This is a genomic window from Streptococcus oralis (genome assembly GCF_016127915.1).
In the GTDB taxonomy this organism is placed as follows: Bacteria; Bacillota; Bacilli; order Lactobacillales; family Streptococcaceae; genus Streptococcus; species Streptococcus oralis_BO.
On sequence record NZ_CP066059.1, the window covers coordinates 1,056,600 to 1,069,177 of the forward strand.

Here is a 12,578-nt window from a genome sequence, read left to right on the forward strand (position 1 = left end):
ACCTCTTTTGCGAATTATTTACTAATATTATATCACAAACGTTCGCTTTAATCTTGTTTTGCTCCGCGTTTTTACGCAAAAAAAGGAAAGAAACTGTTTTCTTCCCTTTTATTTTCTTAATGTCTAAAATGTCTCACTCCTGTGAAGACCATAGTCAAGCCGTATTTGTCAGCAGCTTCGATAGATTATTGGCTACTCATTAACCAGTTATATCAGAAAGGTTAAAAAGTAGCTCTCATTTAATCGTTTTTCATTTCGCATATTTTTCTAGATGTGTTTGGATTTTTGGCATAATGAGATGCATTATTTTAAGATTCGTAAAAGCTATTATCATGGCTAATAAAAGATAGACAAAGACTGATAACAAAGGAACGTCAGAAGACCAATAGTGGGAAATAATCATTAGAACCATTGGCAATTCTAGGGTTACTGTGACGACTCCAGGAACATAACCCCTAAATCGCATGCACATGATATAATGGATTATGAAATGAGATGTATAAGCTATTACAAAAGATAAATAGAGTAAAGTGTTGTGAGTTATTTGGCAGAATCCAGAAATAAACACCAGGATGATAAATTCCTCCAACACACCTACTGCAAAAGCGGAGCCTTGCGTAACGGAACCAAAGAACGGTTTCTTAAAAGTTTCTAATTTTTGATGATGCCGTGTTTTCCACAAGGGCATAAAAATCATTTCTTCAAAATCGTGTAAAATAAATAAAATAGGTAGCATCCAAACATTAAAAAGAATGCTCATATCTTTACCTCCTTAATAACAACTAACAATTGTACAATGTTAAGAATAAATGATAATCATATATCACGCGCAACACTTTTAGTATAAAGATAAACTGTTACAAAAACAAGAGGTTAAGAGAAATTGGCACAGTTTGATCAAAAGTGTGACAGGAAAGGAAAAATATCATGGAATATCAAATGCGGCAATGGCTGGAAGAAGCCTTGTTCGATTTATTAGCAACTAAGAAGTCTCTACAAAATATCAGCATTGCTGAACTCAGCGAACATGCTCAAATTGCTAGACGAACGTTTTATCGTTATTACCATTCAAAAGAGGAAGTTCTTACGAACTATTTAGACCGCTTAATTCAAGACTATATTATCGAACTTCAAACAGCAAAACTGACTAATTTTGAAGATTTAGTGAACCTTTTCTTTCAGTATTGGAGCCAGTACACTGAGCCATTAAAAATTTTGCAAGACGCAAACTTGCTCGTGCTTATCTTGCAAAGGTCTTATGATAAGCTTTCTGCTGCTTATACCACTGTCATGGCACCTTGGCATGTCACAAATAGTAATCAAAGACAAATCACCTATGATAGTAGATTCATCGTTGGAGGTCTCTACAATATTTTTGATGAATGGTTAAAAACAGATTACCACACAATGCCTGTTAACGAGCTAGTCACAACAACCTTAAACACCATAAAACGTATGAAAAATAGTTAAGTGAGAAACTGAGTTTTTCGAGATTAGTCATGAACAGCTCTGACAAATCATTTTAATAATTTCTAACACTAAAATGCTTATTGTTTTAGACATACAAAAAGAGAAGAACACTTACGTCTTCTCTCATTGCTAGCGATAAATCATTCATCATAGTTGATAATGAGCTAATTTTTAAATACCCATCAATGTCTAAAATGTCTTACTCCTGTGAAGACCATAGTCAAGCCGTATTTATCCGCTGCTTCGATAGATTCTTGGTCACGGACAGATCCACCTGGTTGGATGATGGCTTTGATACCTGCTTTAGCGATTTCTTCCACGTTATCCGCGAATGGGAAGAAGGCATCCGAAGCAAGCACAGCGCCATCAAGGCGGTCTTTAGCTTGGTCAATGGCAATACGGACTGAAGCTACACGGTTAGTCTGACCCGGGCCAACACCAAGTGTCATGTGGTCGTTGGTCACGATGATACCGTTTGATTTCACATACTTGATTGCCTTCCAAGCAAACTCAAGAGCTGTCGCTTCTGTCTCAGTTGGTTGGCGCTTGGTCACCACTTGCCAGTCAGCTGGGCTTTCTTTCACTACGTCTTGGTTTTGCACGAGGAGTCCACCAACAACACCTGTGTATTCTGCTTCCACTTCACTGGCATCTTGAGCATCAAATGGCAAGGCAAGGATACGCAAGTTTTTCTTTTTGTTGGTCAAAATGGCTAGCGCTTCATCCGTATAGCTCGGTGCGATGATGATTTCAAGGAAGACGCCATGCATCTTCTCAGCTGTCGCAGCATCCACCTCACGGTTAAGGACGACAATTCCACCAAAGATAGACACTGGGTCAGACTCATAAGCATAATCCCAAGCAATTTCGATGTCATCAGCTTGACCAATTCCACATGGGTTCATGTGTTTGAGAGCCACAACGGTTGGACGGTCTTTGAAATCACGAATGATACGAATCGCCGCATCAGCGTCACGAATATTGTTGAATGACAATTCCTTACCGTTGAGCTGTTTTGCTGAAGCAATCGAGTAGTCAGTCGGCAAAGCTTTTTGGTAGAAGTCGGCGTCCTGTTGAGGATTTTCCCCATAGCGCATGGCTTGCTTGAGGTCATAGGTCAAAGTGAGTTTTTCTGGTTTTGCTTCGCCCACTTGAGCTGTGAAGTATTCCGCAATCAAAGCATCATAAGCCGCAGTGTGACGGAAAACCTTGGCTGCCAAACGTTGACGAGTTTCATAAGTCGTTTCACCATTTGCTGCCAATTCGTCCAAAATCACAGCATAGTCAACAGGGTCTACCACAACCGTCACGCTGGCATGGTTTTTAGCTGCTGAACGAAGCATAGATGGCCCACCGATATCGATGTTTTCAACCGCATCCGCGTATGTCACGTCTGGTTTGAGGATGGTTTCCTTGAATGGGTAAAGATTTACTACAACGAGGTCAATCAATTCGATATTATTGTCCTTAGCTGCTTGAAGATGGCTGTCCAAGTCACGACGAGCCAAGAGCCCACCATGAATATTTGGGTGAAGGGTCTTGACACGACCGTCCATCATTTCTGGAAAACCAGTCACATCGTCAATAGCAATGGTCTCCACCCCAGCATTGTCAAGGACAACCTTGGTCCCACCTGTCGAGATGATATCCCAACCAAGTTTTTTGAGTTCTTGGGCAAATTCAACAATGCCCGCTTTGTCTGAGACGCTGATTAAGGCGCGTTTAGTCATGTTATTTCCTTTCATTTACTTATCCAACAATTCTCTAATAACTTCTGGATACAACTTGTACTCTGCCTCATGAATACGAGCTTCAAAGCTTTCGATGGTATCATCAGCTAGACGTGGAACACGGACTTGTTTGATGACCTTGCCTGTGTCCACACCTGAGTCCACCCAGTGAATGGTCACGCCGCTCTCAGCGACATCAGCTTTCCAAGCGTCCTCAATCCCATGAGCGCCTGGAAATTCTGGTAGGTAGGCTGGATGAATGTTAATGATCCGACCTTCATAAGCCGACAATAAGGTTGGGCCGACAATTTTCATATAACCCGCCAAACAAACCAAGTCAATCTGGTGCTCATCCAAGAGTTCGACAAGAGCTGCTTCATAGTCTGCCTTGTTCTCAAACTCCTTGAGTTCAAAAGCGTAGGATAGGACACCAATCTTTTCTGCCCGCTCTAGCACATAGGCGTCACGATGGTCTGAAAAGACAAACTCCACCGGAAACTCTTCAGCAATCACCTGAAAATTTGAGCCATTACCAGAGGCAAAAACCGCTATTTTTTTCATTTGATGATGACACTTTCGTTTTCTTTCTTAACGATGCGACCAATTTCATAGACTGGTTCATCCAACAATTCCTTGACGCGATCTACATTTTCAGGGCTAACTGCAAGCATGAGTCCCACACCCATATTGAAGATTTCAAACATTTCTTCATGCTTGATTTCACCGTATTTTTCAAGAGCTTTGAAAATCGGAAGCACTGGAACTTTACTTTCCTCAATTTCAGCAGACAAGTCAGCCGCAAACATACGAGGAACATTCTCGATAAAACCACCACCTGTGATGTGGGCAATACCGTTGACCAACTCTTCCTTGATGAGTGGCAAGACAGCCTTGACATAGATACGAGTCGGCTCAAGTAGGACTTCCTTGAGTTTCTTGCCTTCCAATTCTGGCAAGACTTCCTCACCTGTATAGTCGGCAAAGACACGACGCACGAGTGAGTAACCATTTGAGTGAATCCCGCTCGAAGCAAGTCCGAGAAGGACATCACCTTCAGCTACTTTTGAACCGTCTATGATTTGAGATTTTTCAGCCACACCGACTGCAAAACCAGCCAGATCGTAGTCATCTTCACCATACATACCAGGCATTTCAGCCGTTTCCCCGCCAATGAGGGCGGCGCCTGCCTGCACACAACCTTCTGCCACACCAGCAACCACTTGTTCTAGTTTAGCTGGTTCATTCTTGCCAGTCGCTACGTAGTCAAGGAAGTAAAGAGGTTCCGCACCTGCAGCGATGATGTCATTAACACACATGGCCACACAGTCCTGACCGATGGTATCATGCTTATCGTATTTGATAGCCAGCATGAGCTTGGTTCCGACACCATCAGTCCCTGAGATCAAGACCGGCTCTTTGACACCTGTTTTTGAAAGGTCAAACATGCCACCGAAACCACCAAGAGCTCCCATGACACCTGCACGCTCCGTACGAGCCACGTGCTTTTTGATCCGCTCAACAACTTCATAACCTGCTTCAACATCTACACCAGATTGCGCATAAGCATTTTTATTTGTCATCTTCTCTTCCTTTCCTTTCATGGAGAGTCTTTATCCGTCTATTTGTAAAAACTGATCTTGTCATCCAAACTTCTACGATAGTCTTCTTCATAGTCGTAGAGAGGCGTTGGGTAGTCACCGTCAAAGTAAGCGACACAGAGACCACCATTCGGCGCATCTGTTTCAATCCCAATGGATTCAATCAAGCCATCAATCGAAAGATAGGTCAGGCTATCCGCACCAATGATTTGGCAGGTTTCTTCTACCGTATGATTGGCCGCAATCAGCTCCTGACGCGTCTGGATATCAATCCCGTAGAAGCATGGATAAGCTAGCGCAGGACTTCCAATGGCAACGTGAACTTCTGTCGCACCTGCTTCTTTCAAAAGCTGAACGATACGGCGAGAGGTTGTCCCACGAACAATGGAATCATCAATCATCACCACACGTTTACCTTTGACAACGCCCGAAACAGCAGACAGTTTCATCCGCACCCCTTGCTCTCGCAATTCTTGAGTCGGTTGGATAAAGGTGCGTTGCGTGTATTGGTTTTTGATGAGACCCATTTCATTTGGCAAACCGGATTCTTCTGCAAATCCCATAGCTGCGCTGAGCGAGGAATTTGGTACACCGACCACAATATCCGCTTCGTGCTCAAATTCACGCGCTAGTTGCGCTCCCATTCTCTTACGGGCCGTATGGACATTGACACCATGGATATTGGAGTCAGGGCGAGCAAAATAGATATACTCCATAGAACAAATCGCCAACTGGGTATCATTCGTATAACTATCGTACTGGATACCATTGTCATCCACGATTACAATCTCTCCTGGTTTTACATCACGAATCCACTCAGCACCGATGACTTCAAAGGCACAGGTTTCAGACGAAACCACCACCGCTCCGTTTGCCATTTTCCCGATAGAAAGCGGACGGAAGCCATTAGGATCAAGCGCAGCAATCAACTTGTCCTCAAACAGCAGGATATAAGCAAATCCACCTTTGACGAGACTGAGCGCCTCTTTGATTTTGCCCATCAAGTTCGGATTGTGACTCCGACGAATGAGGTGGGCCAAGATTTCCGAGTCCGAAGTTGAACTGAAAATAGCTCCTCTTTGTTCCAATTCTTTCTTGAGCGATTCGGCATTGGTCAGGTTTCCGTTGTGAGCAAGTCCAAACTGCATATCATGAAAGCGAAAGAGGAAGGGCTGGATATTATCTACAGAAGCTTCGCCAGCAGTCGCATAACGAACATGCCCAATCGCGCTCGCTCCAGTCAGTTTATCCAAATTAGCTGGATTTCTGAACACTTCTGATAAAAGCCCCATATCACGATGACGCTTCAATTGCCCCTGATCATTGGAGAGGATTCCTGCCCCCTCCTGACCACGGTGCTGAAGACTGTGGAGACCAAAATAGGTCAATTTAGCAGCATCTGGATGCCCCCAGATACCGAAAACACCACATTCTTCATTAAGAGATTTTACTTCGTATGTCATTTTTTATACCTAATTTTTATTTTTGCATCATTCCTTCAGTAGAGCCGAATGATACGGTAGAAGCTCGTTTCACTCGCAAAATAAAGCATTTGCAATCAACACGAACTAGATCTACATGACTTTTACATTACTGATACTATCTATTAGAAAATCTGCAAATCTTATTTTCCAGTAAAGTATTTAACCGCCGACGCAAACAGGTGCTGGTCTTTATTGCCTGGGATATTTTGGAAAAGACCGTCTTCATAACGTTCTGAGTGTCCCATTTTACCGATGATTTGGCCGTTCTTGCTGGTAATTCCTTCGATGGCATTTACAGAACCATTTGGATTGTACTTAGAATCCATGCTTGGTTTGCCGTCAAAGTCAACGTATTGGCTGAAGATTTGACCATTGTCACGGAGCTCTGCAAATTCCTCAGCCGTCACAACAAACTTTCCTTCACCGTGCGACACTGGAATGGCATGGATATCGCCCACTTGCACTCCAGCCAACCACGGTGAGTTGGTATTGGCAATCCGAGTTTCCACCATCTTGGCCACGTGCTGGTTGGCATCATTGTAGAAAAGGGTTGGGCTAGTACTGCTGGCATCCTCGAAGTTACCGTATGGAAGAAGACCTGATTTGACAAGAGCTTGGAATCCATTACAGATACCAATAATCAAGCCACCACGAGCGATAAAGCCATCAATAGCCACACGCACTTTTTCATTGAGCAGGATATTGACAATAAACTTAGCTGATCCATCTGGCTCATCCGCAGCTGAGAAACCACCCGCGAAGAAAAGGATATTAGCCTTGCCGATATTGTCAACCATAGTTTCAACTGACTTGACAATAGCCTCTTCATTCAAGGTCACGAATGGCACCAAGTTAATCTCTGCACCTTCTTTTTCAAAGGCCTTGGCTGAATCATATTCCGAGTTGGTTCCTGGGAAGACTGGGATGTAAACCACTGGTTTTTCAATAGTTTCTTTAGCTTTAATGACTATCTCAGAAGCGATAGCTGGCACTGCTTCCAGTTCTTTTGCTTGAGCAAATTCAGTTGGGTAAACTTCTTCCAATGTCCCTTGGAAGGCACTGTCAAGCTTGTGTCCATCTAGCTTCACACCGTTGACAAGGAGTGTAAAGTTGGCACTTGTTTGTCCAATCTTCTCCACTCCAACGATTTCTTCAGCCGAGGTGAAGACAAATCCACCTAATTGAGCTGTCAAAGCCGTTTCAAGTTCAGGCAAGGTTACCTCTGCACCGATATGATTTCCAAAGGTAGCAAGAGCCAAGCTTTCAAGGACACCACCGTATTTAACAGCTGATGCAGATGTCACTTTGTGGTCAGCTTGGATGGCTTCAAATTGAGCAAGGTTTTTCTTAATCAAATCAAAGTCGATATCAGCAGAAAGAGCTTGACCTGGGATGTAGTAGATATTTTCACCAGCAGTCTTGAACTCAGGAGAGAGCACCTTACGGCTATCTGCTGTCGTTACCCCAAAGGCAACCAAGGTTGGTGGCACCGTCAATTCTTCAAATGTACCAGACATAGAGTCCTTACCACCAATAGATGGCAAGCCAAGTTGGATTTGTGCCTCGATAGAGCCTAGAAGGGCTGCTACTGGCTGACCGAAACGCTCTGCTTGTTTATCCATTCGCTCAAAATACTCTTGGTAAGAGAATCGAGCCTTAGACCAGTTGGCGCCAGCAGCAACCAAACGAGCAGTTGCTTCGATAACCGCATAAGCAGCGCCATGATATGGAGACCATTCTGCCACATAAGGGTTAAATCCTTGAGCCATGACAGAAGCAGTATGCGTTACACCATGTTGAACTGGCAATTTCTGAACAGAAGCTTCAGTCGGTGTGAGTTGGTAACGACCGCCAAGTGGGTGATTGACTGTTGAACGACCAACAGAGCTATCAAAGATGGTCTGCAAGCCTTTTTGACTTGCATGGTTGATGTCAGATAGTACCGCAAGAGTATCAGCTTCAAGGGCTTCAGTACTTGTCTTGCGCTCTTCTGGGAGTTTGACATCCTTGTCCACAACCTTGGTATCGACAACGACACGCACACCATTGGTATCAAGGAAACTGCGTTCCAAGTCGACAATCGTTTCACCATTCCAGTGCATGACTAGATTTGGTTTTTCAGTCACTGTCGCAACCACAACAGCGTCAATATTTTCTTTGTTACATTCTGCAACGAAGGCATCTACATCCTCAGGATGAACCACCACAGCCATCCGTTCTTGTGATTCTGAGATGGCAATTTCGGTTCCATTCAAGCCTTGGTATTTAAGAGGAACCTTGTTGAGGTCTATTTCAAGACCGTCTGCCAATTCACCGATAGCTACACAGACACCACCTGCACCAAAGTCGTTAGATTTCTTGATAAGACGAGTGACAGCGCCATTACGGAAAAGACGTTGAATCTTGCGTTCTTCGATGGCATTCCCTTTTTGAACCTCTGCTCCAGCAGTCTCTACAGACTCAACTGTTTGAACCTTAGAAGAACCTGTCGCACCACCGACACCATCACGGCCAGTCTTACCACCGAGGAGGATAATGACATCTCCCGCTTCCGGTTTTTCACGAACCACATTTTCCTTTGGAGCTGCACCAACAACGGCACCCAACTCCATGCGTTTAGCTACAAAGCCCGGGTGGAAGTACTCACGAACGTAAGTCGTCGCAAGACCAATTTGGTTCCCATATGAAGAATAACCATGAGCCGCTGTTTTCGAAATGACTTGTTGTGGCAATTTCCCAGCACGAGTTTCTGAAATCGGAGCTGTAATATCACCTGCACCTGAGATACGCATAGCTTGGTAGACATAAGAACGCCCTGACAATGGGTCACGAATAGCTCCACCGATACAAGTAGCAGCCCCACCAAATGGCTCAATCTCCGTTGGGTGGTTGTGGGTTTCGTTTTTGAACATGAGGAGCCAAGATTCCTTGACACCATCAACGTCCACTTCGATTTCAACCGAGCAGGCATTGATTTCGTCAGACACTTCCATATCGTCCAAACGACCATTAGCACGCTCATAACGACCGAAAATAGTCGCCATATCCATCAAGGTTTGTGGTTTCTCCGAACGTCCCAACTCATCACGCATGGCTAGATACTTGTCATAAGTCGCCTGCAATTGCTTTTGAAATTTAGAAGCTGAGAAATCAATCTGTTTCAACTCTGTCTCAAAAGTCGTGTGACGGCAGTGGTCAGACCAATAAGTGTCCAAAACCTTGAGCTCCGTCTCAGTCGGCACGCGCCCGATTGACTTGAAGTAGTCTTGGATAAAGAGCAAATCATCCACTTCCATGGCCATCCCTTGCTCGGCCTTGTAGCGGGCAAAGTCTTCTGCTGTATAGCTTTCAAAGAAATTCAATTTCGGAATGGTCTTGTCTGACTCTGAAAATTCCTGCTTGGCAATCCCTGTCGTGATGTCCTTGAAACGAGAATCTACTGGATTAAGCAGATAGTTCTTGACAGCGTCCAACTCCGTTGTATCAATATCTTTATTAACCAAGTAAAGTTGAGCTATGTTGACCGTCACATCACTCGAACTTCCCAGTAAAAGCAAGGCTTCTTGTGACGAAGCTGCACGCTGGTCAAACTGCCCTGGCAGGCTTTCAATGGCAAAGAAAGCATAGTTAGCAAGATCAGCCTGCACAGCCGATTCGTCCAATACATGGTCTGTCACCTGCTCAGAGAAGATATGTTTTTCTGCAGGCGCAAACAAGTTCTCTGCCAAGTCAAAGACATCATAAACTTGCACGATGCGAATACTTTTCAAGCTTGAAAGTCCCAAGTTGTGCTGGAGCTCTCTCACCAAACTCTCTGACTTGACCTGAAAATCAGCCTTTTTTTCAACAAAAATACGTTTATTCATCAATTCTTATTCCTTTATTTCAGCTCTTGCAATGTTCACAAATGACCTTGAAGGTGTTATTTTAAACCTTGCAACTTTTCCCAGACAATCTCGTAGACGTCTGTTAATTCTCCTAAGCCACGACGGAGTGAAAAGGTCTGGGGGACCTTTTCAGCCTGAGTCCTTACATCTGAAAGACGAAGGTTTTCCGTTTATAACAGTTTATTTCAAAGCCTGCAATTTCTCCCAAACAATCTCGTAGACGTCAGTCAATTCACCTAGTCCTCTACGGAAAACATCCTTATCCATATGGTTACCATCAGCATCCCACAAACGGCAGTTATCTGGCGAAAATTCGTCTGCCAAGATAATCTTGCCATCCTTATCAAAACCGAACTCTAGCTTAAAGTCAATCAACTTGAGACCAATCTCAGCAAACCAAGCTTTCAATAGTTCATTGATACGACGCGTTTCTTCCTTCAAGTAAGCAATCTGCTGGTCATCCGCAATTTTAAGGAATCTCACATGCTCGTCATTGATAAAGGGATCATCCAAATCATCATTTTTATAGTAAAATTCGACAATTGGAGTCTCAAATGCGATACCTTCTTCTACGCCAAAACGTTTTGAAAAGGAACCAGCCGTGTAGTTGCGGAGCACAACTTCCAAAGGAATAATCTCAACCTTTTTATTGAGCTGTTCCGTGTCCGAAATTTTCTCCACAAAGTGAGTCGCTACACCAGCCGCATTTAATTTCTCAAAAATAAAAGATGAAATCTGATTATTTAACACTCCCTTACCCGCAATCTGCTCCTTCTTGACACCGTTGAAGGCAGTTGCCTGGTCCTTGTAAGTTGAAATAATGAGATTTTCATCCTCAGTTGTATAGATATCCTTGGCTTTTCCCGAATAGATCAGTTGTTTTGACATTTTAAAGTTCGCCTTTCGTTTTACTTGAGCACATTCTACCACAAAAGCATGAAAAATTCAAGGTTTTTACGAATAAATAACGTTTTCCTATTTTAAGCATAAAGAAAAACTGCAAGATGAACTCTTCTTACAGTTTTAAAATCATTTATTCTCTGAAAAACACGAATATTACCCTTTATTCAAAAATTGATCCCAAAAATATCGGAGATAGCTTTTCTTCCCTGTGATTAGCGTCAAACGCCCTTCTGAACCATAGCGAAGACTTTCTGCCTGTTCAGGAGTCAGACTGGTCTCCGCCTCTATTTTAAAGAAATTGCCCTTTTCAGTCTTGGTAGCTGTCGCGTCAATATTCGTAATCGCAGAAACAAGAACGAGCTCTTTATTACCATCCTTGCTTGTAGTGAAACGGACAGAATCACCGACCTTGAGCCTTGCAACATCTTTTGAACTGAGATAGGCTGTGAGTTTAGTTTTTCCTTCTTTTTCCAAGGATGGATAGAGTTGGGCTAGCAGGGTTCCTTCTGCGACCATCGTAGATTCACTGGTCTCAGGATTAAGGTGAAGCACCCCATCCTCACTTGCTGTAATCTTCCCCTTGTCCAGCAGACCTCCTTGAACCTTCTTACCTGATTCCGCCTCCAAAATTTTCTGATCTAGAAGAGTTAATTCCTGACCGACTTTAACTAAGTGCTGAGATTTGAGTGATTCCAGTTGACTATCCAGTCCCGTTGCGTGGGCCTGTTGAGCTCCAGAACCCGCATATTGTACACGATAGGTAGCTAAACTAGACTCTAGTTGGGCAATTTGTGCATCCACTTGCGCAATAACTTGCGATTTAGCTTGCGGATCTTCTTCACCTTGGTTTTTATAGGTTTGGTAAAAAGAGTAGGCTGCATTTTGACTATCCAGTTGATCTCCCTTTTCAATCGCTGACTTAGCTGTTTTGTAGTCTCGGATTTTTTCCTCTGTTTGACTGATAAGATTGCCAATCTCGGCCTGACTCTGACTTGCTGCCGCATTTTGTGAGGAGATGCTGGCATTTTGTTGAGAAACATTACTCCTAAGACTACTAGCTTGGCTGAGATAGTCTCGAAACATCTCCTGATAACCAAACTTATCCGCCTCTGGAAATTGATCACTCCCCTCTTTCAAACTGGATTGCAAATAACCCAACTGCTTTTTTTGATCCTTTAACATCTCCAACTGATTAGCGTATGCTTCAACCTGAACAGCCTCGGCCCCTTGCTGGTACTGAACGAGTAGATCTCCTTGCTTGACCAACTTGTTTTCTTCCAGATAGTTGGCCACAATGCGTTGATTGCTAGTCGACTGGATATTGGCAATGACCCGACTAGGTTCGACAGTGGCTCTAGTAGACAAACTAATCTCTTTCTCTGCAAAAACTGCAAATCCTAACAGAAACACGAACAGAAGTGACATAGGTAAAATCACCCGACTGGAAAAATTATGGTAACGACGATTATAAAACTCCGCACTTTCTAAAAATTCTGGTTTCATCTT

Annotated in this window: 9 protein-coding genes and 2 pseudogenes; 1 reads left to right on the forward strand and 10 read right to left on the reverse strand. The window is 43.5% G+C overall.

Translation table 11 applies throughout. From position 1 onward, the window contains the following. Window positions 1–116: 116 nt before the first annotated feature. Together I6H78_RS09470 and I6H78_RS05135 are read right to left on the reverse strand one after the other, a co-directional pair. Window positions 117–185, reverse strand: a pseudogene (locus tag I6H78_RS09470) (IMP cyclohydrolase); the annotation flags it as partial. A 65-nt stretch (window positions 186–250) separates the two neighbouring features. After that, the gene (locus tag I6H78_RS05135; protein ID WP_000025438.1) at window positions 251–760 is read right to left on the reverse strand and encodes an HXXEE domain-containing protein; all 510 of its coding nucleotides are present in this window, start codon (window positions 758–760) and stop codon (window positions 251–253) included. Window positions 761–927: 167 nt separating this feature from the next. Between I6H78_RS05135 and I6H78_RS05140 the strand changes: the two genes are divergently transcribed. Next, entirely contained in the window at window positions 928–1,470 is a 543-nt protein-coding gene (locus I6H78_RS05140) for a TetR/AcrR family transcriptional regulator (protein ID WP_198459002.1), read from the forward strand. Between the two features lie 182 nt (window positions 1,471–1,652). Here I6H78_RS05140 and purH read toward each other — a convergent pair whose 3' ends face one another. The 8 genes and pseudogenes from purH to comB all read right to left on the reverse strand — a co-directional run bounded on the left by purH (window position 1,653) and on the right by comB (window position 12,575). Further along, on the reverse strand, window positions 1,653–3,200 hold the full coding sequence (purH, locus tag I6H78_RS05145; protein ID WP_198459003.1) for a bifunctional phosphoribosylaminoimidazolecarboxamide formyltransferase/IMP cyclohydrolase: 1,548 nt from the start codon (window positions 3,198–3,200) through the stop codon (window positions 1,653–1,655). Between the two features lie 15 nt (window positions 3,201–3,215). Further along, complete coding sequence (gene purN, locus I6H78_RS05150; RefSeq protein WP_198459004.1) at window positions 3,216–3,761, reverse strand: phosphoribosylglycinamide formyltransferase; 546 nt, start codon at window positions 3,759–3,761, stop codon at window positions 3,216–3,218. Next, the gene (gene purM, locus I6H78_RS05155; protein ID WP_198459005.1) at window positions 3,758–4,780 is read right to left on the reverse strand and encodes a phosphoribosylformylglycinamidine cyclo-ligase; all 1,023 of its coding nucleotides are present in this window, start codon (window positions 4,778–4,780) and stop codon (window positions 3,758–3,760) included. Before purM ends, purN begins: the two co-directional genes overlap by 4 nt. A gap of 38 nt (window positions 4,781–4,818) precedes the next feature. After that, window positions 4,819–6,261, reverse strand: coding sequence for an amidophosphoribosyltransferase (gene purF, locus I6H78_RS05160; RefSeq protein WP_198459006.1), 1,443 nt, complete (start codon window positions 6,259–6,261; stop codon window positions 4,819–4,821). 161 nt (window positions 6,262–6,422) lie between these two features. Next, a complete protein-coding gene (locus I6H78_RS05165; protein ID WP_198459007.1) occupies window positions 6,423–10,148 on the reverse strand; it encodes a phosphoribosylformylglycinamidine synthase in 3,726 nt (1,241 codons plus the stop codon). Between the two features lie 56 nt (window positions 10,149–10,204). After that, window positions 10,205–10,273 (reverse strand): annotated as a pseudogene (locus I6H78_RS09455) (phosphoribosylaminoimidazolesuccinocarboxamide synthase); the annotation flags it as partial. Window positions 10,274–10,349: 76 nt separating this feature from the next. Beyond that, window positions 10,350–11,057 (reverse strand): phosphoribosylaminoimidazolesuccinocarboxamide synthase, encoded by a 708-nt coding sequence (gene purC, locus I6H78_RS05170; RefSeq protein WP_198459008.1) that lies wholly within the window; start codon window positions 11,055–11,057, stop codon window positions 10,350–10,352. 168 nt (window positions 11,058–11,225) lie between these two features. Further along, window positions 11,226–12,575, reverse strand: a complete 1,350-nt coding sequence (gene comB / locus I6H78_RS05175) for a competence pheromone export protein ComB (RefSeq protein WP_198459009.1) — start codon at window positions 12,573–12,575, stop codon at window positions 11,226–11,228. Window positions 12,576–12,578 lie beyond the last annotated feature (3 nt).